General features: G+C 69.2%; 24 protein-coding genes and 1 riboswitch. Of the genes, 12 read left to right on the top strand and 12 right to left on the bottom strand.

The genetic code is table 11. The features are described 5' to 3' along the window. Positions 1-8 precede the first annotated feature (8 nt). From ectB to AB5J62_RS38900, 4 genes are all read left to right on the top strand, one after another. The gene (ectB, locus tag AB5J62_RS38915; protein WP_370945035.1) at positions 9-1259 is read left to right on the top strand and encodes a diaminobutyrate--2-oxoglutarate transaminase; all 1251 of its coding nucleotides are present in this window, start codon (positions 9-11) and stop codon (positions 1257-1259) included. Between the two features lie 10 nt (positions 1260-1269). Next, a complete protein-coding gene (locus AB5J62_RS38910) occupies positions 1270-1656 on the top strand; it encodes an ectoine synthase (RefSeq protein ID WP_370945034.1) in 387 nt (128 codons plus the stop codon). A 40-nt stretch (positions 1657-1696) separates the two neighbouring features. Beyond that, the gene (thpD, locus tag AB5J62_RS38905) at positions 1697-2590 is read left to right on the top strand and encodes an ectoine hydroxylase (RefSeq protein ID WP_370950455.1); all 894 of its coding nucleotides are present in this window, start codon (positions 1697-1699) and stop codon (positions 2588-2590) included. A 297-nt stretch (positions 2591-2887) separates the two neighbouring features. Next, positions 2888-5674 carry a BTAD domain-containing putative transcriptional regulator gene (locus AB5J62_RS38900; protein WP_370945033.1) on the top strand — a complete coding sequence of 929 codons (2787 nt, stop codon included), beginning with the start codon at positions 2888-2890 and terminating at the stop codon, positions 5672-5674. Between the two features lie 207 nt (positions 5675-5881). Here AB5J62_RS38900 and AB5J62_RS38895 read toward each other — a convergent pair whose 3' ends face one another. The 6 genes from AB5J62_RS38895 to AB5J62_RS38870 all read right to left on the bottom strand — a co-directional run bounded on the left by AB5J62_RS38895 (position 5882) and on the right by AB5J62_RS38870 (position 10105). After that, positions 5882-6544 carry a hypothetical protein gene (locus AB5J62_RS38895; protein WP_370945032.1) on the bottom strand — a complete coding sequence of 221 codons (663 nt, stop codon included), beginning with the start codon at positions 6542-6544 and terminating at the stop codon, positions 5882-5884. Between the two features lie 145 nt (positions 6545-6689). After that, positions 6690-7571, bottom strand: coding sequence for a hypothetical protein (locus AB5J62_RS38890; RefSeq protein WP_370945031.1), 882 nt, complete (start codon positions 7569-7571; stop codon positions 6690-6692). Further along, positions 7568-8044 carry a hypothetical protein gene (locus tag AB5J62_RS38885; protein WP_370945030.1) on the bottom strand — a complete coding sequence of 159 codons (477 nt, stop codon included), beginning with the start codon at positions 8042-8044 and terminating at the stop codon, positions 7568-7570. Before AB5J62_RS38885 ends, AB5J62_RS38890 begins: the two co-directional genes overlap by 4 nt. 91 nt (positions 8045-8135) lie before the next feature. Then, positions 8136-8516 (bottom strand): hypothetical protein, encoded by a 381-nt coding sequence (locus AB5J62_RS38880; RefSeq protein ID WP_370945029.1) that lies wholly within the window; start codon positions 8514-8516, stop codon positions 8136-8138. A gap of 4 nt (positions 8517-8520) precedes the next feature. Beyond that, positions 8521-9207 carry an OmpA family protein gene (locus AB5J62_RS38875; protein ID WP_370945028.1) on the bottom strand — a complete coding sequence of 229 codons (687 nt, stop codon included), beginning with the start codon at positions 9205-9207 and terminating at the stop codon, positions 8521-8523. 100 nt (positions 9208-9307) lie between these two features. Next, positions 9308-10105, bottom strand: a complete 798-nt coding sequence (locus AB5J62_RS38870) for an SGNH/GDSL hydrolase family protein (RefSeq protein ID WP_370945027.1) — start codon at positions 10103-10105, stop codon at positions 9308-9310. A 237-nt stretch (positions 10106-10342) separates the two neighbouring features. On the opposite strand from AB5J62_RS38870, the gene AB5J62_RS38865 reads away from it, so the two are divergent. Beyond that, positions 10343-10990, top strand: a complete 648-nt coding sequence (locus AB5J62_RS38865) for a DUF3159 domain-containing protein (protein ID WP_370945026.1) — start codon at positions 10343-10345, stop codon at positions 10988-10990. A 129-nt stretch (positions 10991-11119) separates the two neighbouring features. Here AB5J62_RS38865 and AB5J62_RS38860 read toward each other — a convergent pair whose 3' ends face one another. Both AB5J62_RS38860 and AB5J62_RS38855 read right to left on the bottom strand, forming a co-directional pair. Continuing rightward, positions 11120-12073, bottom strand: coding sequence for an N-acetylglucosamine kinase (locus AB5J62_RS38860; protein ID WP_370945025.1), 954 nt, complete (start codon positions 12071-12073; stop codon positions 11120-11122). After that, entirely contained in the window at positions 12073-13122 is a 1050-nt protein-coding gene (locus AB5J62_RS38855) for an SIS domain-containing protein (RefSeq protein WP_370945024.1), read from the bottom strand. Before AB5J62_RS38855 ends, AB5J62_RS38860 begins: the two co-directional genes overlap by 1 nt. Before the next feature lie 153 nt (positions 13123-13275). Here AB5J62_RS38855 and AB5J62_RS38850 point away from each other — a divergent pair, with 153 nt between their 5' ends. Next, positions 13276-14034, top strand: a complete 759-nt coding sequence (locus AB5J62_RS38850) for a GntR family transcriptional regulator (RefSeq protein ID WP_091288147.1) — start codon at positions 13276-13278, stop codon at positions 14032-14034. Positions 14035-14114: 80 nt separating this feature from the next. After that, complete coding sequence (locus AB5J62_RS38845; protein ID WP_370950454.1) at positions 14115-15530, top strand: MFS transporter; 1416 nt, start codon at positions 14115-14117, stop codon at positions 15528-15530. On the opposite strand, the gene AB5J62_RS38840 is transcribed toward AB5J62_RS38845, so the two are convergent. Next, positions 15527-16474, bottom strand: a complete 948-nt coding sequence (locus AB5J62_RS38840; RefSeq protein ID WP_370945023.1) for a threonine/serine dehydratase — start codon at positions 16472-16474, stop codon at positions 15527-15529. The two genes, AB5J62_RS38845 and AB5J62_RS38840, sit on opposite strands and share 4 nt — an antisense overlap. Before the next feature lie 149 nt (positions 16475-16623). Here AB5J62_RS38840 and AB5J62_RS38835 point away from each other — a divergent pair, with 149 nt between their 5' ends. Then, complete coding sequence (locus AB5J62_RS38835) at positions 16624-17277, top strand: hypothetical protein (protein WP_370945022.1); 654 nt, start codon at positions 16624-16626, stop codon at positions 17275-17277. A gap of 57 nt (positions 17278-17334) precedes the next feature. Here the strand turns inward: AB5J62_RS38835 and thiE are convergent, their stop codons facing one another. Then, on the bottom strand, positions 17335-17979 hold the full coding sequence (gene thiE / locus AB5J62_RS38830; protein WP_370945021.1) for a thiamine phosphate synthase: 645 nt from the start codon (positions 17977-17979) through the stop codon (positions 17335-17337). 30 nt (positions 17980-18009) lie between these two features. Further along, a riboswitch (TPP riboswitch) is annotated at positions 18010-18117 on the top strand. Here thiE and thiO point away from each other — a divergent pair. The 4 genes from thiO (at position 18107) to AB5J62_RS38810 (ending at position 20645) form a co-directional block, all read left to right on the top strand. Then, positions 18107-19159: a glycine oxidase ThiO gene (gene thiO / locus AB5J62_RS38825; protein ID WP_370945020.1), complete on the top strand. Its 1053-nt coding sequence runs from the start codon at positions 18107-18109 to the stop codon at positions 19157-19159. (Overlaps the previous riboswitch by 11 nt.) Continuing rightward, positions 19159-19359, top strand: a complete 201-nt coding sequence (gene thiS / locus AB5J62_RS38820) for a sulfur carrier protein ThiS (protein ID WP_370950453.1) — start codon at positions 19159-19161, stop codon at positions 19357-19359. Before thiO ends, thiS begins: the two co-directional genes overlap by 1 nt. Then, positions 19352-20110 carry a thiazole synthase gene (locus AB5J62_RS38815; RefSeq protein ID WP_370945019.1) on the top strand — a complete coding sequence of 253 codons (759 nt, stop codon included), beginning with the start codon at positions 19352-19354 and terminating at the stop codon, positions 20108-20110. Before thiS ends, AB5J62_RS38815 begins: the two co-directional genes overlap by 8 nt. A 103-nt stretch (positions 20111-20213) precedes the next feature. Then, on the top strand, positions 20214-20645 hold the full coding sequence (locus AB5J62_RS38810) for a MarR family winged helix-turn-helix transcriptional regulator (protein WP_370945018.1): 432 nt from the start codon (positions 20214-20216) through the stop codon (positions 20643-20645). A gap of 82 nt (positions 20646-20727) precedes the next feature. On the opposite strand, the gene AB5J62_RS38805 is transcribed toward AB5J62_RS38810, so the two are convergent. Continuing rightward, positions 20728-21528 (bottom strand): ion transporter, encoded by an 801-nt coding sequence (locus tag AB5J62_RS38805; RefSeq protein ID WP_370945017.1) that lies wholly within the window; start codon positions 21526-21528, stop codon positions 20728-20730. 14 nt (positions 21529-21542) lie between these two features. Beyond that, the gene (gene thiD, locus AB5J62_RS38800) at positions 21543-22352 is read right to left on the bottom strand and encodes a bifunctional hydroxymethylpyrimidine kinase/phosphomethylpyrimidine kinase (RefSeq protein WP_370945016.1); all 810 of its coding nucleotides are present in this window, start codon (positions 22350-22352) and stop codon (positions 21543-21545) included. Positions 22353-22398: the final 46 nt, after the last annotated feature.

Genomic DNA, 22398 nt, shown 5'->3' with positions numbered 1-22398 from the left:
CACAAGTCATGAACATTTTCGAAGAGCTCGAATCCGAAGTCCGCAGCTACAGTCGCGGCTGGCCGGTCGTTTTCGACCGCGCGCAGGGCAGCCGCGTTTTCGACGAGGAAGGCAAGTCCTACCTCGACTTCTTCGCGGGCGCCGGCGCGCTGAACTACGGGCACAACAACCCCGTGCTCAAGCAGGCTCTTCTCGACTACATCCAGCGTGACGGCATCACGCACGCGCTGGACATGTTCACCGTCGCCAAGAAGAACTTCCTGGAGACGTTCAAGGAGAAGATCCTCGAGCCGCGCGATCTCGACTACAAGATCGTCTTCCCCGGTCCCGGTGGCGCCAACGCCGTCGAAGCCGCGCTGAAGCTCGCGCGGAAGGTGACCGGCAAGGAGTCGGTCATCAACTTCACCAACGCGTTCCACGGGATGACACTCGGCGCGCTGTCGGTCACCGGCAACTCGATGAAGCGCGGCGGCGCCGGTGTGCCGCTGGTGCACGCGACGCCGATGCCGTACGACTCCTACTTCGACGGCCAGTACCCCGACTTCCTCTACTTCGAGCGCCTGCTCGAAGACTCCGGCAGCGGCCTGAACGAGCCCGCCGCCGTGATCGTCGAGGGTGTCCAGGGTGAGGGCGGCATCAACGCCGCGAGCCTCGCCTGGCTCAAGGGCCTCGCCGAGCTGTGCGAAAAGCACGGCATCCTGCTGATCTTCGACGACGTCCAGATGGGCTGCGGCCGTACCGGGCCGTTCTTCAGCTTCGAGGACGCGGGCATCAAGCCCGACATCGTCTGCCTGTCGAAGTCGATCGGCGGCTACGGCCTGCCGATGGCCCTGACGCTTATCAAGCCCGAGCTGGACGTCTGGGAGCCCGGCGAGCACAACGGCACCTTCCGCGGCATCAGCCCCGCGTTCGTGACGGCCACCGAGGCGCTGCGCACCTACTGGAGCGACGATGAGCTTGAGAAGGCCACGAAGGCGAAGGGCGAGCGCATCGCCGCCGCGTTCAAGGACATCGTCGACGCCTACCCGGAAGCGAACCTCGTCTCTAAGGGGCGCGGCCTGGCGCGCGGCATCGAGTTCGAGAACGGCGAGCTGGCAGGCAAGGTCTGCGCCGCCGCCTTCGACCGGGGCCTGCTGATGGAGACCGCGGGTCCCGACGGCGAGGTCATGAAGCTGCTGCCGCCGCTGACCGTCACCGACGACGAGATCACCGAGGGGCTCAAGATCATCGACGAGTCCATCGCGACCGTCCTGAAGTAAGGAGCGAAGCTTGATCGTCCGCACACTCGACGAGATCACCGACACCGACGCCGACATCAAGACCGACAACTGGCGCAGCAAGCGGATCATCCTCGCCAAGGAGGGCGTCGGCTTCTCGGTGCACGAGACCACGCTGTACGCGGGCACGACCAGCGACTTCTGGTACGCCAACCACATCGAGGCCGTCTTCATCACCGAGGGTGAGGGCGAGATCGAGGACAAGGCCACCGGCAAGGTCTACCCGCTGGCGCCCGGCACCCTTTATCTGCTCAACGATCACGACAAGCACCAGGTCAGGCCCAAGACCGACATCAAGTGCGTGTGCGTGTTCAACCCGCCCGTCACGGGCCGCGAGGTACACGACGAACACGGTGTGTACCCGCTGATCACCGAGTAACACCGAAGCAGTACCCAGGAGGAGAGCCGGTTTGACCCTCATGGACACCGGGGTGGTCGACGCCTACCCCACCCGCATCACCGGAAACCCGCAGCTACTCGACCGCACCGATCCGACGGTGTGGGGCGCCACGTCAGACGGCCCGATCGACGCGGCGACACTGGCCTCACACGACGCCAAGGGTTACTCGATCGTCGAGGGCCTGCTCTCCCCGGCCGAGGTGCAGGCCTACTGGCAGGAACTCGTCAGACTCTCGGCTGACCCGGCACTCAACGCGGACGAGCGGGTGATCAGGGAAAAGCAGTCGCGCGGCGTGCGGTCGATCTTCGATGTGCACCAGCTCAGTGAGATCATCGACGAACTCACGCGCGACCCGCGAGTACTCGACCGGGCCAGGCAGATCCTCGGCTCGGACGTCTACCTGCACCAGACCCGGGTCAACTACATGCCGGGTTTCAAGGGTTCCGGGTTCTATTGGCACTCCGACTTCGAGACCTGGCACGCCGAGGACGGCATGCCGTCGCCACGCGCGGTGAGCTGCTCGATCGCGCTGACCGACAACTACCCGTTCAACGGCGGGCTGATGGTGATGCCCGGTTCGCAGCGCACGTTCATCCAATGCGCGGGCGAGACGCCAGAGGACAATTACAAGAATTCCCTCAAAGAACAGAAAACGGGCGTTCCGGCCGAGGATCACGTCACGGCGATGGCCGCCGAGCACGGGATCGACCAGTTCACCGGGCAGGCCGGTTCGGCGCTGTTCTTCGACTCCAACATCCTGCACGGGTCGGGCAACAACATCACCCCGTACCCGCGCTCGAACATCTTCCTCGTGTTCAACAGCGTGGAAAACGCGCTGCTGCAACCCTTTGCGGCGGGCAAGCCGCGGCCGGACTTCATCGCCGGGCGCGACTTCACCCCGTTGAGGCGATGAGGAACCAGGGCAGGGTCGGCTGTAGCCACCTCGATGCGCCCTGTTACCTTGTCGCCATCGAGCAGACGCCGTGTCTGCGAAGAAGTTGTCGATGACCGCAAGGGTTCCAAGCTCGGGGTGAGCCCACCCGAACGGTTGTTGACAGATCTCCACGCACGACCCCTTACCGACAGATCGGGACTGACGGTAAGGGGTCGTGTTGCGTTGTAGCCCGGTTGAGATCGACCGCCGGGTGCTTCTTGAACTGCGTTCACGGTAGGTTGGCCTCTCCGGTTGGGAACGCGATCGGGAGGTGGCATGGCGGGCACGGACGCGGCGTATTTCCAGCTGCTCGGCCCAGTTCAGCTACTGGACGGCGATCGCGCCGTCCCGATCGGCGGGCCGAGTGTCCGCGGGCTGCTGGCCTTGCTGGCGCTCGAAGTGAACCGGGTCGTTTCACTCGACGACATCATCGACGCGCTGTGGGGCCACGATCCGCCCGCGACCGCCAAGACGATCGTGCAGGGCAACGTTTCCCACCTCAGGCGGGTGCTCCGGTCGATACAGGGCGACAGCGACACCGGCGCCAAGATCCTCACCGCCTCGCCGGGTTACCTGCTCGCGGCCGATCCCGACAGCGTCGACGCGCACCGCGCGCGCACCCTGCTCGACCTAGCCACGCGTGCCGAAGGGGAGCAGCGGGCCGGCTTGCTGGCGCAGGCCCATTCGCTGTGGCAGGGTCCGGTGCTCGCCGGGATACCCGACTCCGTGCGGGCGTCCGAACTGGAGGAACTCCGCCTCGCGGTGCACGGCGCACGCGTGGACGCCGACCTCGAACTCGGCCGGTATTCGTCGCTGATCGTCGAACTCAGCCCGATCGTGCGGGCCAACCCGTTCGCCGAACGCACTGTCGCGCAACTGATGCGCGCGCTCTATCACTCGGGCAGGCGCGGCGACGCGCTCGAGCTCTACCAGCGCGTTTCGCATCGCGTGGTCGACACGCTCGGCATCGAGCCCGGCTCGGAGCTGCGTGAGCTGCACGAGCGCGTGCTCAACGACGACCTCGCCGCGTCGGTGCCCGCCGAGGTGATGCCAGCGCCGGTCGCGGCGCAGCTGCCGGCCGCCGTGCCAAAACTCGCCGGGCGCGCCGAGGACCTCGCGTGGCTCGACGACATGCTGCGCCGCGCCGAGGCCGGGGAAAGCGTCGTCGGCGTCGTCACCGGCACCGCGGGCATCGGCAAAAGCGCGCTGGTCGTCTGGTGGGCGCATCGCGTCTCGCGGCGGTTTCCCGACGGGATCCTGTTCGCGTCGCTGCGCGGCTTCGATCCCCGGCATCCGCCGCTGGAACCCGCCGACCTGCTGACCCAGTTCCTGCTCGGACTGGGTGTTCCCGCGCCCGAAGTGCCTGATCAGGTCCACGAGCGCATCGCGCTGTACCGCTCGCTCATCGCGGGCCGCCGGATGCTGGTGCTGCTCGACGACGCCCGCACCGCCGACCAGGTCGTGCCGCTGATCCCGCCGGGTTCGCGGTCGATGACGCTGGTGACCAGCCGGGCCAGGCTCGACGGCCTCGCCGTGTCGAACACCGCGCGGCTGCGCGCGCTCGGCACGCTGGCGCCCCACGACGCCGTGCGGCTCATCGAAGAGCTCGCCGGGCCCGATCCCGTCAACGAGCGGCTCGCCGAGCTCTGCGGCCATCTCCCGCTGGCGCTGCGGATCGTCGGCGCCCGGCTGGCCGCGGGTCCACAATGGACGGCCGACGAACTGGTCGGCGAACTCGCGAACGAGCGGACCAGGCTGGCGGCGCTGGACGTCGAGGACTACGGCATGCGTGCCGCGCTCGACGTGTCCTACCGCGGGCTGCCGCCCGAGATCGCGGAACGCTTCCGGCTCATCGGCGCGCTCGCCTGCCAGACGACGGGCCCGCAGCTGCTGGCGACGGTCTGCGGCATCACCACCCACGAGGCGCGGCGCACGCTGCGGGTGCTCGCCGCGCACAGCCTGCTGACCGAAACCGCTCGTGACGTCTTCGCGCCGCACGATCTGGTGCGGCTTTACCAGCGGGAGCTGGCCGAGACCGAACTCGGCGATCCCGAACGGCACCAGGTGCTCACCCGCTCGATCCGCTACTACAAGGCCGTCGCCGACCTGGCCCGCCGCAGACTGCTGCGGATCGTCGACCCGCTGGACTTCACGAAGTCGATCGCCGCCGACTGCGTGCCGGCGCTCGACGGTTTCGACGACGCCCAATATTGGTTCGCGATGGACTGGCCGAACCTGATCGCCGTACTCGAAGCGGCGGAGTCCGCCGGGCGCCACGAGGACGTTTGGCAACTCGCCAGGGTCGCGCACACCTACCAGGTCGTCTGCCCGCTCTGGGACGAGTGGACCCGGCTCGTCGGCATCGGGATCCAGGCCGCGCGGGCGTCGGGGAACGAACTCGGCCTGTGCTGGATGCTCATCTCGCGCTGCGCGATGTCCCTGACCTTCGAACTCCCGGAAGGCTGCCTCGCCGACGCCGAAGCCGCGTTGGAGATCGCCACCGCACTGGGCGACGGCAGACTCGTGACCTCGGCGAACATCCACCTCGGCGCCGCACTCACCCTCCAGGGTCACTACCGCGACGCCCTGCGCCGCCTCCGCAGCGCCGCGGCGGAAGCCGAGCGCACCAACGACCTCGCACTGCGCGGCCAGGCACTCAACAACTGCGCCGAAGCCGAAAAACGAGCCGGACTCTACGCCGAGGCGATCGGCCACCAGCTCGCCTCACTCGAGATCGACCGCGGACTCGGCGACGACAGCTACGTCGGCGTCTCACTGAACAACCTCGCCGAGCTCCATCTGGCATTGGGTCAATTGCCCGACGCGGAGCGTTACGCCTGGGAATCCGTCGAACTCACTCGGAGCAGGCAGTTCACCCTGCAGGAAGGTGTCTCCCGGTTGACGCTCGGGCGAACATTCCGTGCCAAGGGCGATCATGCCCAGGCCCGTGAACAGCTCGAACTCGCACTCGGCCGCTACGAACAGGCCAATCCCCAGCTCGCGGACGAGGTCAGGACCGAATTACGCGACCTTGTCGTCCGCTCACGCTTAGTGGATTCTTAGTGCGGACTGACGTGTCACGCGTACTGTCCTCAGCGCACCGGTCAAGCCTCAGGGGAGGGGCTGCACCAAGGACCGGTGTCGCGTCCACGGAACCCGGGGCGGGAGTTCCGCTGCGACGCGTGGAGCCGCCAGGAGCGGCTCATGCGGTCCGGTCGGCGTTGATGGGGGGACGCCGACCGGCCGCTGGCTGGTTTCGGTGGCTTGAGGTCAGTTGGCCGGTGCGGTGCAGGCGACGTTGTTCTTGGTCGCGGAAGCGGCCGAGGTGAGGCTGGAGACGACCTTGCCGTCGACGAGGATGGTGCAGAGGAGCCGGTCGGCGGCGTTGGTGGGGGCGTCGACGGTGACGTTCAGCGGGAAGCCGCCCGTGTCGTAGGACGCCGTCTGGCGCCAGGTGCCCGGGGGAATGGTGTCTTCCAGTAGCTCGTCGTGGGCGCCGTAGCTGACGTGGGCGGGCGTCGTCACCGTCACCACGAACTCGATGTGGTGCTTTTCGTCCGCGTCGGCCGGGTAGGAGAGCTTGCCGCCGACCACCGAGCTGATGCCGAGTATCGCGAGCATGACGAGCGCGACCACGATGCCCACCGCGGAGACCGCGATGCCGGCGATCGAGACCGTCCGATTCGTCGCCTCGCCGCGCTTGAAGCGCACCAGGCCGAGCGACGACAGCGCGAGCCCGGTCAGCCCCAGCGGCGTGCAGAGCAGGCCGACCATCGGGATCCACGAGACGAGCAGGCCCACGCCGCCTGCTGCCAGTCCCGCGATGCCGTAGGCGTTCTTCGGGGCTTCCGGCTCGGCCGGGGGCGGCTCCGGTGGCGGCTCGGCCGCGTGGCGCGAAGCGGGCGCGAAGTAGTTGGGCGATTCGGTGGTCATGGCTCTGGTTCCCCTCGCGAGATTGTGTCTCGACCGCGAGGCTAATCCATCCGGGTGAAATGGCAATAAGCAGGCCAAAGTTGGTTAACAAGCTGCTAGGAGGCCGTTTTGTTAACGATTAACCGGCTTTCCGGCGGGCGGTGACCTAGTCGAACAAACTGACTTCGGGAGTGATCTCCAGCAGCTCGAAAACGGGCCTGCCGCGACGGCCGTCGATGGTCGTCGTGCGGACCACGCGCAGCCTCGCGGTGACCGGGCGGTCGAGGTTCTCCTTGATCTGGTCGAGCAGATCCGGCGACACCGCGCCCTGGATGGTGCCGCCCGATTCGCGCTCCAGATAGAAGATCCGGCGGCGGGTGCGGACGCCGTCGAGCCGTCCGCTGACCGTCTCGTAGCCGACCGCCTCGCGCGACTCGCGCAGGCTGTTGTGCAACAGCCGCGCCTGCTCGGTGGTCATGCTGCGGGCTACCTCCTCGCCGGAGGTCGGGGACAGCTGCAGGCCGATACCCGCGTTCTTGGTGACCGCGTTGACGATGTCGCTGACCGCGTTGCGCACCGTGTCGCGCTGCAGCAGCACCGCGTCGAGCGCGCCGTCGTCGGAACCGTTGGCGGGCAGGAAGTCGCAGAGTTCCTTCACCGCGCGCTCGGACAGCGTCTCGAGGCCGTCGTGGATGAGCGCGTCGTCGAGCGCGGGCTCCGGGAAGCCGAAGAAGATCGCGTTGCCCGCCTGGCCGCGCTGGATCAGCGGGGCCTTGTCGCGGTCCGCCGGCTGGACGATGGTGACCTCGCCCGACGGGTTGCGGATGATGTGGCCGATCTTGGCCGTCGCGTCCTGCAGCGCGCGGCTGATGTCGGAGAACGTGTAGGCGTCCATGTGCGTCTCGCCGATGACCGCGACGCGCAGCATCGGGGTGCGGCAGGTGCGCTCGAACTTCGCGTTGGCCGCCATCGCGGACGCGCGCGCCAGGTCGTCGAGCCAGGTGCCGCCGGGGATCTCCTCGGCGATGCGCCGGAATTCGTTCCTCACCAGATCAGCTCCGGAAATCCGCGGTCGCCTTCGGCCCAGACCTCTTCCCAGGTGTCCTCGTCGCCGGGGCGGCAGAGGAAACCGTCGAGGATGCCGCCGACCGGCTGCACCTGGTCGAGATACATCGCGGGCTGCCCGACAATGACCCCGCGCAAGGTCAGCAGCCCGTACAGCGCGGACCGCCCGGCGCCGTCGAGCCGTTTCAGCGCGCCCCACTCGTCCGGGATGAGCACGACGTCCAAGCCGTCCGGCACGTGGTCCGTCCGCGTGACGAAGGCGCCGCCGACCCAGGCCCGGCCGGAGTTGATGATCCGCCGCGCCACGCCCAGGTAGCTGTTGAGCGCGCTGAACAGGATCTCGCGCTCGTTCTGGTGCGGGGCATCGAAGACCAGGCGCTCGTAGATGTCGGCGAGGTCCGCGGCGTGCCGTCCGGGCGGGAGGGTTTTCGCGGGCGTCCAGTGCGGAAGCGGCATGCAATCCCCCTGGCACTGGTCTGGCGTAGAAGAACGGTTCGCGAAGAAACAGCGACGTTCACGATCCGTAGCCGAAAGTACCAGGCGGGTGTCAGCGCCCTCGCCCCGGTCGGTGGTCGGCCGGGGGCCAGTCCTCAGCACTCGGCCACGCCGGTTCCTCGACCGGAGTATCGGCCTCACGTTCAGGCGGCCACTCCACGGCGGGCAGCTGGCCCTCCAGGTGCGCGGGCTCCGGCCGGTCGTCCTCCGGCGGCCATTCGGCAGGCGCGCGGGGCGGATACTCGGGAACGCGGTCGTCGAGCAGATACGGGTTCGGCGGCGGGCCCGGCACGTACTCGGGCTCGGCGGGCGGCTCGTAGACCGGCTCCGACGGCGAAGCGGGCTTGCGGCGCAGCACCACCGCCGTCACGGCGGCGCCCAGCGCGAACGAAAGCAGCATCCACAGCCAGATCTGCCCGAAAAGCCACAGCATGGGGTCACCTCACCGTGATTTCCACGCGGCGCTCGTCGCCACTGGGTTGGGTGTCGCCGAAGCCCTTGGAGGTCACCCGGCCGGTCGGGATCCCGTTCCGGATCAGCAGCCGCGCGACGTTGCGCGCGCGGTCCTGGGACAGCTTGAGCGCGGCCTTCTCACCGCCGGGTCCTTGGCCGGCGTGCCCGCCGACCTCGAACTTGGCGTCCGGCGGTGCCTTCTTGAGCAGCTCGGCGATCTTCTTCGCCGCGCGCTGACCCGCCGAGGTGACGGCCGCCTCGTCCGGCACGAAGGTGATCGGCTCCTCGGCCAGCGCCTGGTCGATCTCGGCTTGCAGTGCCGCCTTCTCGTCGACCGGCGTGCTGGTCGTCGGCGCGGGCGGCGGCGGAGCGGGTTCGCTGCCGCTGCTCGGCGGGGCGGGCGGCGGCGTCGTGGGTTCGGGATCGGTCTTGAGCGTCACGTCGCTGACGCCGTCGATCTCGCGGACGATGCTCTTCGCTTCGACCACGCGCTCGGCGGGGAAACCGCTCAGGGTGGCCGCGCGGCCGTCGAACGTGACCTGACCGCCGTTGATGCCCGCCGCCTGCAGCGCGGCGCGCGCCCGGTCGGCCAGGTCGTTCTCGATGCCGCTGCCCTTGGCCAGGGTGAGGCCGCCCGCGAGCACGCCCGTGATGACGAGCGCGAGCGGCACAAGCACCCACCTTCGCGTACCCGGCATAAAGCGACCTTAGGACTCCGTACCGCGCTACGCGAGTCTGAAAGCTCACCATCCGTCGACTGGTGATGAACTCTCAGCTCGCGTTGGCGTCCTGGCGAAGTTCCACCGGGAGCAGCGGGGTGAGCTCGCTGTGCTTCGGCGAGAGGCCGTCGCCCATCGACTCGCCACGCAGCTGGCGGCGGATCCACGGCAGCAGGTGCAGCTTCGTCCACTCGAGGTCGGACCGCCTGGAGGTGATCCAGGTGCTCGGCTCGTCGCTCGCCGGCCACGGCTCACGCCAGTCGGAGTCGACCGGGATGCCGAGCACCTCGGCCGCGCGCAGCGCGATCCGGCGATGCGCCTCCGGCGTGAAGTGCAGCCGGTCGTCGCTCCAGGCGCGGCGGTCATGCAGCGGCGCCATCGCCCACAAATCGACCATCTTCGCGCCGTGCCGGTCCGCGATGGCCCACAAATGCGCGTTGTAAATCCCGACTTTCCCGCGCAGAACATGCATAACGGACAATTGCTTGGTGTCCGGGCCATTGAAGATCACGACCGGGATCCCGGCCGCGCGCAGCTGCGCGACACCGGCCTCGAACCGAGCCGCGACCGCGTCCACGTCCGCGCCGGGCACGATGATGTCGTTGCCGCCCGCGCACAAGGTGACCAGGTCCGGCTTCATCGCCAAGGCGACCGGGACCTGCTCGTCCATGATCTCGGCCAGCATCTTCCCGCGCAGCGCCAGATTGGCGTAGCGGAACTCGGGCCTCCCCGCCGCGAGCACCTCCGCCAGCCGGTCGGCCCAGCCGCGCATGCTGCCGTCGGGCAGCTCGTCGTTCAGGCCCTCGGTGAAGCTGTCGCCGATCGCCATGTAGCTGTCATATCCATACACGCCGGAATCCCCTTACTTCCCGGTTAAACACCCTGTGCACCCCTTGAACACCAACAGCAGATCACGCGCGATTAGTCCCAGCATGCGCCACCGCCGGTTCAACTCCAGGTCACAGTCTCTTATCTTGTCGGCGTTCTTCGCATCCGCATTACGTGGAACTCACCCACCAGGCACCTCGTGTGGGCAACGTCTCCCCGCATGCGGACTTTCGCGCCGACTTAGGGCAGGCTAGCCAGCGTGACCGACAAAACTCGGGAGTCGCTCGCGGAGATACTCGGCGGACGGCAGGGCGCGATCGACGCCAGCGTGCCGCCCGCCGCCTTCGTCGTCGGCTGGCTCGCCGCCGGGCAATCGATCGCCTGGGGCGCGGGCGCCGCGATCGGGGTGGCCGTGGCGCTCGGCGCGTTCCGGGTGGCCCGCGGCGGCAAGGCGCGCGCCGTGGTGGTGAGCCTGGCGATGGTCGTCGCGGCCGCGCTGATCGCGCTGCACACCGGACGGGCGGAGGACTTCTTCCTCATCCAGCTGCTGTCCAATGTGGCCAGCGCGCTGCTGTGGGCGGCGAGCATCGTCGTCCGCTGGCCGCTGCTGGGCGTGATCGTCGGGCTCGTGCTCGGCCAGAAGACCAAGTGGCGTAAAGATCCTGTGCTGCTGCGTGCTTACTCACGCGCGAGCTGGGTGTGGGTCTTCCTGCAGTACACCCTGCGCGTGGCGGTGTACGGGGCGCTGTGGTGGAGCGGGCAGGTGGTCGCGCTCGGGGTGGCGCGGACGGTGCTGAGCTGGCCGCTGGTGGCGCTCACGGTCGCGACGAGCGGCTGGGTGCTGTATCGGGCGCTGCCGGACGATCATCCCGGACTTCGCGTGGTTCAGAACGAACCGGAGAGTTAAGGCGGCCCCCGGCGAGGGGGGAGGGTCCGGGGGCCGAGTCCTACGGTACCCGTTCTTCGCCGGTTCGTGCGACGTTTTGCTTCTCAACTTCAGCGGATTTGGATTTTTCCGTCCGCGAACTGGGCTTTTCTAGCGATGAACCGGGCGGGGCGCGTCCTCGCCGAAGGCGTCGACGGCCGCCAGCCAGGTGGCGCCGAGCACGCCGTCGGTGCTCGTGACGACCTCCAACTCGCGCAGTGAGGTGCGCACCAGCACCCCGACCGGGCTGCCGGCGCCGAGCACACTGCCCACCAATACGACCGGCGTGCGCTCGTCCGGTTCCCGCGCCGCCAGCGCGTTCGCGACGAGTAGTTCGGCGGCGCGCGCGACGATCTCCAGCGCGGCCAGCTCGCCTTCGTCGTGCGCGGCGCTGACCAACGGGGCGAACCTGGCCAGCCTGATCGGCGGCTCCGCGTTGACCCCGGTGATGAGACGGCGCGAAAGGGCGAGACGGTCTTCGCCCGCGTCCAGTTCGGACGGTCCCAGCGCCTCGGTGAGCACTGCGGCGGCCAACCCGGTCAGCCGGTTTCCGCGCGTCAGTGCATCCAAAGTGGAGCGAACGGCCTCGCGGCCCAGCCAATAGGCGGAGCCTTCGTCGCCGAGCAGCCAGCCCCAGCCGCCCGCGGTCGACACCATCCTCCGGCCGCGGATCCGGCCCGCGATCGAGCCGGTGCCCGCGATCAGCACGGTCCCGTCCGGCGCCGAGGTGGCCGACGCGAACGCGGCCTCCGCGTCGCTGACCATCCGCACGCCGATGCCGAGCCGCTCCCACGTCCGTGTGAACACGGCCGCGATGGCGGGATCGGTCAGCTTGCTCACCCCGGCCATGCCGACCACGCACGCGCGGGTACGCGCCGGGTCCAGCCCGGCGAGCGCGGCGGTGATCGCCTCGGCGATGCGGGCGGCGGCTTCCTCCGGCGGGTGGGAGTTGGGGTTCGCGCCCCCGCTCCGCCCGGTCCCGAGCACACAGCCGGCGGCGTCGGCTGCTACTGCTCGGGTCGAGGTACCGCCGGCGTCGACGCCGACGACATGACCCGTGGACATCAGCGCGTCTTGGTCACCTTCAACAGGCCGGTCGGCCGGTCGGGGTCACCGCCACGGGCGAGCGAGAGGCCGAGCGCGATCCGCTGGATCGGCAGGATCTCGAGCACCGGCGCGAGTTCCTCGACGGTCTCCGGCACGCCGATGCTCAGCGCCGACTTGACGTCACCGGCGGCCGAACCGACCGCGAGCACGTCGGCGCCACGCGAGCTGACGGCTTCGAGCACTTCACGCATGGCCTCGCTGCCATGCCCCTTGCTGGTCACCGCGAGCACCGCGGTGTCGCCGTTGACCGCGGCGACCGGGCCGTGCAGCAGGTCTGCGCCGCTGTACGCGCGGGCGGCCAGGTAGCTGGTCTCGGCCAGCTTCAGCGACGCTTCGAGCGCGGTCGGGTACGAGTAACCACGCGCGGTCGTCAGGATGCGGTCGACGAAGCGGTAGCGGTCCACCGCGCGTCCGACGCCCTCGCCCGCGCCGTCGAGCGCCTGCCTGGCGAGCTCGCCGATCGACTTGGCGTCCTCGGCCTTGCCGCCGCGGATCGCGTCGATCAGGAGATACAGCGACATCAGTGTCGCCGAGTAGGTCTTCGTCGCCGCGACGGCGTGCTCGACGCCCGCGCCGATGTCGACGGACAGCTCCGCGGCCGCCGCGAGCGGCGACGACGGGGTGTTGCTCACCGAGACGGTCAGCGCGCCCTGCTGCCTGGCCACCTCGGTCGCCTCGATCAGGTCGGGCGAGCCGCCACTCTGGCTGACCGTCACGAACAGCACGTCCCGCAGGTCGGGGCGGGCGCCGTAGATGGTCGCCGTGGACGGCGAGACCAAGCCGACCGGCAGGCCGAGGAGTACCTCGATCAGGTACTTCGCGTAGATCGCCGCGTGGTCGCTGGAGCCACGGGCGGCGAGCAGCGCGAAGCGGGGCGGGCGCTTGGAGATTGCGTCCGCCACCTCGGCGAACTCGGACTGGCGTTCGACGAGGCCGGCGAGCACACTCGGCTGCTCGTCGATCTCGGCGGCCATGTGCTCGCCTGCCACTGGTTGGGAAACGGTCATCTTGATCCTGTCACCTTTCGCTAAGGTCTAGACCAATGCTAGCGGATCAGCATCGTTCAAGGTGCTGCTAGCACGGGCGGGCCTTCACTGGTGAAGAGTACGTTTCCGGGTGGGGTAGTCGCGCGGTCTGTGGGAAAGCTTGAGGAGTCGGACATGTTGGAGACATCGAGTGGAGAGGCGGCCGCGTCGCCGTCGGGCATGAGGGGGCAGCGGGAGCCCAAATACTGGGCACTCAAACAGCACCTTCTCGATCTCCTTGACGCGCTGCCACCTGGGGCTCCGATCCCCACGGAGCGGGCGCTGGCAGGGGAATTCACGGTTTCGCGCACCACCGTGCGGCAGGCGCTGGCCGATCTGACGGCCGAGGGCAGGCTGCATCGCGTGCAGGGCAAGGGGACCTTCGCCGCCGAGCCGAAGCTCGCGCAGCGGCTGCAGCTGTCTTCGTACACAGAGGACATGCGCGCGCAGGGCCGCGAGCCGTCGTCGAAGCTGTTGGACATCGACGAAATGCCCGTCGAAGCCGACCTGGCGAAGCTGCTGGGCATCCGCGTCGGCGCGAAGATCCTGCGGCTGCGGCGGCTCCGGCTCGCCGACGCGGAGCCGATGGCGCTGGAGACCACGCACCTGCCGATGGCCCGTTTCCGCGGTTTGCGCAAACACGTTTCCGCAGGTGGATCGCTATACGCGGTGCTGCGAGAGCACTACGGCGTAGAGATGGAACGCGCCGAGGAAACGATCGAGACCGCACTCGCCGGACCGCAGGAAGCCGAGCTGCTCGGCGCCGACGTCGGCATGCCGATGCTGCTCCTTTCGCGGCACAGTTTCGGGGTCGACGGCAAGCCGGTCGAGTACGTCCGGTCGATCTACCGCGGAGATCGGTATAAATTCGTTACGACGCTGCGCAAGCCGTGACCGAACCCGTTCACGCGGGAATCAGCTGGGGCACCCCGGTCGCGCGCGGCGTGCTCGCGACGACCATCCTCGGCTCGGGAATGGCGATGCTCGACGGGACGATCGTCAACGTCGCTCTCCCTCGAATGGGTGAAGAATTACACGCGTCCGTCGCCGGTCTGCAATGGATTCTCGACGGTTATCTGCTCGCGCTGGCGGCACTGATCCTCGTCGCCGGATCACTCGGCGACAGATATGGCCGACGGCGCATGTTCGTTATTGGTGTCGTTTGGTTCGGTATCGCTTCGGTGTTGTGCGGTGCTGCGGTTTCCACCGAGATGCTCGTCGCGACTCGGGTGCTGCAAGGCATCGGCGGCGCGCTGCTGACCCCCGGCTCGCTCGCGATCCTGCAGTCGTCGTTCGCACGGGAAGACCGGGCGCGCGCGATCGGCGCGTGGTCGGGACTCGGCGGCATCGCGGCCGCGGTCGGGCCGCTGCTCGGCGGCGCGCTCGTGCAGCTGTGGTCGTGGCGGCTGGCGTTCCTGATCAACCTGCCGCTCGCGATCGTCTGCGTCGTGCTCGCGCGCAAGTACGTCCCGGAGTCGCGTGACGAGCAGGCCACCGGGCACCCGGACTTCACCGCGGCCGCGCTCGGCGCCATCGGCCTCGCCGGGCTGACCGGCGCGCTGGTGGAAGCCCCGGTGCGCGGTGTCGGTGACGTGGTCGTGCTCGTCTCGGCGGTCGCCGGCGTGGCCGGGCTGGCCGCGTTCGTCTGGCTCCAGCACCGCTCGGCCGACCCGCTGGTGCCGCCGCAGCTGTTCCGCGACCGCACGTTCACCCTCGCCAACGTGCTGACGTTCGTCGTCTACGCCGCGCTCGGCGGCGTGTTCATGCTGATGGTCATGCAGCTGCAGGTCTCACTCGGCTTCTCACCGACCGCCGCCGGGATCGCCGGGCTGCCGATCACGCTGATCATGCTCGCGCTGTCCGGCCGCTCCGGCGCGCTCGCCGCGCGGATCGGCCCGCGCCTGCAGCTGGTCGTCGGCCCGATCCTGGTCGGCCTCGGCATGCTGCTGATGATGCGGATCACGCCGGGCGCGTCCTATGTGGGCGCGGTGCTGCCCGCGGTCGTGGTGTTCGGGCTCGGCCTGGCCGCCGTGGTGGCGCCGGTGACCGCGACCGTGCTCGCCGCCGCGCCCGACCGGTTCGCCGGGGTGGCGTCGGGCGTCAACAACGCGATCGCGCGCACCGGCGGCCTGCTCGCGGTCGCCGTGCTGCCCGCTGTCGCCGGGCTGAGCGGGCGGTCCTATTCGGACCCGGCCGCGCTCACCGAAGGCTGGCAGCGGGCGCTGCTCGTCTGCGCGGTGCTGGCCATCGCGGGCGGCCTGACCGCGCTGGGCATCCACAACGGCGTGCTGTCCGCGCCGCCGGAACCCGCCGAGACTCCCCATCCCGGCGAGTGCCTGCACTGCGGAGTCGAAGGCCCTCCGACCCACGTCCGCGCCTCACACGCTTAGCCGAGCAGTTCTCCCAGCGCCGACGGGTCGAGGTTGCCGCCGGACACGACGGCCACAGTCTTGCCGTCGGGCAGCTTGTCGCCGTGGAACAGGAACGCGGCCGTCGACACGGCGCCGCTCGGCTCCGCGATCAGGCCAGCCCGCCTGGCCAGCACGCGCACGGCCTCGCGGATCTCCTCCTCGGTGACGGTCAGCATGCCGTCGAGCACCACCTGAAGGTGCGCGAAGGTGAGCTCCGACGGCTGCGAGCGCAGGCCGTCCGCGATGGTCCGAGCCCGCTTCTCGACCGGCCAGTCGACGCGGTGGCCTGCCTTGAGGCCCTCGGCGGTGTCCGCGGCGAGCTCGGGCTCGACGCCGAAGATCTTCGCGTTCGGGGCCAGCGCCCTGATCGCGGTGCCGATGCCGGAAGCGAGCCCGCCGCCGCTGATCGGGATCAGCACGACCTCGACGTCGGGCAGGTCTTCGGCGATCTCCAGGCCGGCAGTGCCCTGGCCGGCGATGACGTTGCGGTGGTCGAACGGCGGGATCAGCGTCAGCCCGCGCTCCTCGGCGATCGCGTGCGCGGCCGACTCGCGCTGCCCGATCGGCACCTCGACGACCTCGGCGCCGTGCGCGGCGGTCGCCTCCACCTTGACCCTCGGCGTCACGTCCGGGACGACGATCACGGCGGGCACGCCGAACTGCTTCGCCGCGAACGCGACCGCTTGCGCGTGGTTACCGCTCGAATACGCGACGACACCTTTTTCGCGGGTCTTCTCGTCGAGCGCGGCGATCGCGTTGTACGCGCCCCTGACCTTGAACGCGCCGATTTGCTGCAGGTTCTCGGGCTTGAGCCACAGCTTGGCCGGGCTGGCCCACAGCTGCGGGAGCAGCGGGGTGCGCAGGGCAACCCCGGCGACCCGCTTGGCCGCGGCGTGGATTTCGTCGATCGTCACCAGGTTCATACGGCGAGTATGTCAAGGAATCGTTCGTTCTGGGTCCACTGTGGACAGTCGCTAGTGGCTCTCCTCACGACCGGCCAACCAGGGGAGTGGCTCGCGCGCCTCAGTCGTTGGGAGAAGCGAAGTCTTTTTTGAATCGACGGATCGGGATCATGGCAGAGGAGAAAACGGAGAAGCCGGGCACCAAGGTCGTGCAGGTGATGGCCGCGGCGCTGGCCGCGGTTACGGCGGCATTGCTGGGATCGACGCTGGGAGTCGCCGGCACGGTGGCGGGCGCCGCGCTCGCGAGTGTCGTGACGACCGTGGGCGGTGAGATCTACCTGCGGTCCTTGCACCGCACCCGCGAACTGGCGTCCACGAAGTTCAGGTCGACCGCCATTTCGGAGCGGGAGACCGTCGAATTCGCACCGGCGGATCCGGCGGATTCGGCAGTTTCGGAGAAGCCTGCGTGGCGGCGGCGGTTGCCGCTGATCTTGGGCGTGAGCGCGATCGCGTTCGTGGTGGCGCTGGTGGCGATCACCGGGTTCGAGGGTGCGACCGGTAAGACCTTCGGTGGGGGCAATGGCACGACGATCGGGAAGATCGTCGGCGGTGGCGGCGCGAAGCCGGGCGAGGAAAAGCACACCGAGACGCCCGGCACGACGCCGTCGACCCCGGTCACGACCACGGTGACGGCCCCGCCGAGCACGACGACCCAGGCGCCGCCGACCACGTCATCGAGCCCGCCGTCGACCACGCCGAGCTCACCGTCGTCGAGCGCGCCTTCGACCACGCCCAGCGCCCCGTCCTCGACGCCCACGCCCTGAGGGGTCGTGAGTGTTTAGGCCGGTTAGAACCGGTCGGAACACTCACGACCCTCGGTGTCACACCAGGTGCGTCTTGAGGGCTCGGGCGGCGAACTCGGGGTCCGAGGCCTCCGTGATCGCCCGGACGACCACGACGCGGGTGGCGCCGGCGGCCAGCACCTCGGGCAGCCGGTCGAGGTCGATCCCGCCGATGGCGAACCAGGGCCGGTCGGGCGCCGACGCGGCCGTGGCGCGGACCAGGTCGAGGCCGGGCGCGGGACGGCCGGGCTTGGTCGGTGTCGGCCAGCAGGGACCCGCGCAGAAGTAGTCCGAGCCGTACTCGGCCGCCGCGGCAGCGGCCTGCGGGACCGAGTGCGTCGACCGGCCGATGACCACGTCGTCGCCCAGAATGCGGCGGGCCGTCGGGACCGGGAGGTCGTCTTGGCCGAGGTGCAGCACGTCCGCGCCGGCGGCCAGCGCGATGTCCGCGCGGTCGTTCACCGAGAGCAGCGCTCCGTGCCGGGCGCAGGCCTCCGCGATGATCTCCAGCGCGGCCAGCTCTTCGCGGGCCTCCAAGGACTTGTCGCGCAGCTGTACGATGTCGACGCCACCCGCGAGCGCCGCGTCGACGAAGTCGGCGAGGTCGGGGCGCGAGGCCGTGCAGAGGTACAGGCGCGCGTCGTCGAGTCGTTTCCGGATCTGTTCACCGTTGAGCCCAGGCATGGCGGCGACGGTACCCGCGCGCTACGGTGGAGTGGTCCGCACGGGAGCCTCTGGAGAGGCTGAGAGGGAGTCGCCGAGGCTCCGACCGTGGAACCTGATCCGGATAATGCCGGCGCAGGGAGCGTGCATGAGCAGGTTGAGTGTGGTCGGTGGCGGGGTCATCGGCTTGTCCGTCGCGTGGCGTGCCGCCGTGGCCGGGCGCAAGGTCACCGTTTTCGACCCGAATCCGGGCAGGGGCGCGTCGTGGCTCGCCGGCGGCATGCTGGCGCCCGTCACCGAGGCGTGGCCCGGTGAGGAAGCGGTGCTGCGGATCGGCGAGGAGTCGCTGAAACGCTGGCCTGGCTTCGCGAAGGAACTCGTCGAAGAGGGCTTCGACCCCGGGCTGTCCGACGCGGGGACCATGGTCGTCGCGCTCGACAGCGCGGACGCCGGGCATCTCGAAATCCTCGCCGGGTACTTGAAATCGCTCGGCCGCGAAGTCGAGATGGTCACCGGGCGCGAAGCACGCAAAGCCGAGCCTGGCTTGTCCGGCGCGGTCCGAAGTGGACTGCTGGTGCCCGGTGATTTGGCCGTGGACAACCGAAAGCTGCTGCAGTCGCTCGAAAAGGCGGCACGTAAACGCGGGGTCAAGTTCGTGCACAAGGAACTCGCCGAACTGCCAGACGGCGAGGTCGTCATCGCTGCGGGCGCGTGGAGTTCCCGGCTGCACCCGCTGCTCGACGGGGTCCGCCCGCTCAAAGGCGAGATACTCCGCCTGAAACCGCGCCGCGGCTGCCTGCCGCCGCCGAAACGCACGGTACGCGCGGTCGTCGAGGGCAAGCCGATCTACCTTGTCCCGCGCGAAGAAGGCGAACTCGTGCTCGGCGCGACGCAGTACGAAGCGGGCTTCGACACCGCGGTCACCGCGAAAGGCGTCTGCGAACTGCTCGAAGGCGCCGAACGCGTTTTTCCCGGCATCGCCGAGTACGAGCTCGTCGAAACCGCCGCCGGCCTGCGCGCGGCCAGCGTGGACACCATGCCGTACATCGGCGAACTGGCCGACGGCGTCTACGCCGCGACCGGTCATCACCGCAACGGCCTGCTGCTCGCCCCGATCACCGCCGACGCGATCGTCGCGCTGCTCGCGGGCGAGCCGGTGCCGGACGAAGTCATCGCCGCCGATCCCAGGGAGCGAGTTTGATGCAGGTACAGGTCAACGGCAGCTGGCGGGACGTTCCCGACGGCGCCACGGTCGCGCAGCTGCTGGCGGCGCTCGGCACGCCGGGCCGCGGCGTCGCCGTCGCGCTCGACGGCGTGGTCGTCCGGCGCGGCGACTGGGAAACGGCGGAGGTGCCGCGCGGCGCCAGCCTCGAGATCCTCACGGCGGTGCAAGGTGGCTGAAGACCTGCTCGTCATCGGTGAGCACAAGTTCGACTCACGGCTCATCATCGGCACCGGCGGCGCGGGCAACCTCGCCGTGCTCGAACGCGCGCTCGTCGCGTCCGGCACCGAGCTCACCACGGTCGCCATGCGGCGCGCGGACGCCGAGGGCGGCTCCGGTGTGCTGGACCTGTTGCGGCGCTTGGGAATCCAGCTGCTGCCCAACACGGCAGGCTGCCGGACGGCCGCCGAGGCCGTGCTCACCGCCCAGCTCGCGCGCGAGGCCTGTGAGACCGATCTCATCAAGCTGGAGGTGCACGCCGACGACCGGACGTTGCTCCCCGACCCGCTGGAAACCCTTGAGGCGGCCGAACAATTGGCCGCGGACGGGTTCACCGTGTTCGTCTACACCAACGACGACCCGGTGCTCGCGCTGCGGCTGGAGCAGGCGGGCTGCGCGGCCGTGATGCCGCTGGGCGCGCCGATCGGCACCGGGCTCGGCATCCGCAACCCGCACAACATCGAGCTGATCGTCTCCCGTGCGTCCGTTCCGGTGATTCTCGACGCGGGCATCGGCACGGCGTCGGACGCCACACTTGCCATGGAACTCGGGTGTGACGCGGTTTTGTTGTCGACAGCGGTCACTCGGGCGACGGATCCCGAGCGTATGGCCTACGCGATGCGGTCGGCTGTCGTAGCCGGACGCCTCGCGAGGAGCGCCGGACGCATCCCGCAACGCTTCTGGGCCCACGCTTCGAGCCCGCCACGTTAGGCCAGGACAGCCTTAACGCGGAGTAAGCAGGCCCTGCCCGTATCGTGGACGGCATTTCCGGTACGCGACCGCGACCGGCCTGTTCGGGTAGAAGGAGCCAGCGGTGACCACGTCATCGGCCCAGGATGTTTCGGGCAGATTGTTCCTCGCGGTGGGCAGGTTGTCCCGGTCGCTACGGCAGGCCGGGACACCCGGCCCCGGGCACGGCGCCATCTCCGCGCTCGCCACGCTGGTCAACCAGGGGCAGCTGCGCCTCGGTGACCTGGCGGCCAAGGAGGGGGTCGCGGCGGCGACCATGTCGCGCATAGTGGCCGCGCTGGTGGAGGCGGGCTACGTCAGCCGCGAACCCGACCCGATCGACCGCCGCGCCTGGCTCGCGACGGCGACCGACGAGGGCGCGAACCTCGTCAGCGGTGTCCAGTCGACGCGCGTGCAGGAGCTGAACCGGCGCATCGAGCGGCTCACCCCCGAGCACCGCGACGCGCTGCAGACCGCCTTGCCCGCGCTGGAAGCCCTGCTCACCGACGACATCTGACCCGAGCCCCGTGATAAAGCCCGCTTTACTCCCGGGGATTTAGCGGGCTTTATCCCGGGGAGTAAAGCCTGCTTTATCCCGGTCAGGCGTTCTGGCGCATGGCCGCGATTTCGGCGCGCAGCGCGCGTAGCTCGGCCAGGATCTCCGCGTTGGCGGCGGCCAGCATCTCCGACTGCTTGGCCTCCTCCTCGCGGATGTCCTGCCGCAGCTCGTCCTCCATGCCGCTGACCACCACGGCGATGAACAGGTTGAGCACCGCGAAGCTCGACACCAGGATGTAGATCACGAAGAACAGCCAGGCCATCGGCGCCTGCACCATGATGTCCTTCGCGATGTCCGGCCACGCCTCACCGGTCATCACCTGGAACAGCGTGAACAGCGAGGTGCCCAGGTCGCCGAAGTTGTCCGGCGAGATCACGCCGAACAGCTTGGTCGCCATCACGCCCGCGACGAAGATGATCAGCCCCAGCAGCGCCGCGATCGACGCCATGCCGGGGATCGCCGTCAGCAGGCCGGAAACGACCTTCCGCATCGACGGGACGACCGAGATCAGCCGCAGCACCCGGAGCACGCGCAGCGCGCGCAGCACCGCGAACGGCCCGGTCGCCGGTATCACCGCGATCCCGATGATGATCAGGTCGAACACGTTCCACGAGTCGCGGAAGAACTTCGCGCGGTACGCGTAGAACTTCGCGAGCAGCTCGGCCACGAAGATGCCGAGCGCGATGTGGTCGAGCGCGTGCAGCACGGGGCCGTACGCGGCCAGCAGATTGGCCGAGGTCTCCATCGCCAGTGTGATGGCGTTGAAGATGATCACGGAGATGATGAAGTTCTGGAACCGGCGGTCTTCGACGAACTTCGCTACCTGTACTGGCTTGAACACGCCGTGCATCGTAACTATTCGGGCGCGAGCCGCCAGAACGCGGAGACCGGACCGACCTTTTCGCCCATGGGGTAGGAGTTTTCGACCGCCTTGCTGACGAACGCCTTCGCGAATCGGGCCGCCTCGACCACCGGCATCCCCCGCGACAGCCCGGCGGTCAGCGCGGACGCCATGGTGTCACCGGCGCCGTGCGTGTGCGGGGTGTCGAAGCGCGGCCCTTCGAGCTCGACGAACGTGGAGCCGTCGAAGAGCAGGTCCATGCATTCGGGATCGGCCTTCAGGTGGCCGCCCTTGACCAGCACGTAGCGCGGGCCCAGCCGCTGCAGCACGAACGCGGCCTGGTGCATCTGGTCGCGGGTGGTGACCTCCATGCCGGTCAGCAGCCGCACCTCGTCGAGATTCGGCGTGAGCACGGTCGCGCGTGGCAGCAGCTCGTCGCGCAGCGCGGCGAGCCCGTCGGCGTCGAACAGCGGCGTGCCGTGCATCGACGCGGCGACCGGGTCGACGACGAACGGGGTCTTGAAGTCGCGCCCGATGCCCGCCTTGTCACAGGCTTCGGCGACGGCGCGGATGATCTCCGCAGACGCGAGCATCCCGGTCTTGGCGGCGTTGACGCCCATGTCGGCGGCCACCGCCTCGATCTGCCCGGCGACGATGTGCGGCGGCAGGTCGGCGCGGTCGTGCACGCCGAGCGTGTTCTGCACGGTCACCGCGGTGACGGCGACGAGACCGTGGACTCCGCAGGTCAGGAAGGTGCGCAGGTCCGCCTGCAGGCCGGCGGCGCCGCCGGAGTCCGAGCCTGCGATGGTGAGCGCGGTCTTCATGGGTCTCCCGACTTCTGGTCTAGTCCATCCGGCCAATTCCCCTTCA

Origin of the sequence: Amycolatopsis sp. cg5, assembly GCF_041346955.1 — a bacterium.
GTDB lineage: Bacteria > Actinomycetota > Actinomycetes > Mycobacteriales > Pseudonocardiaceae > Amycolatopsis.
Note: the sequence above shows the minus strand (reverse complement) of the source record. Positions and strands in the feature narration are given on the sequence as shown.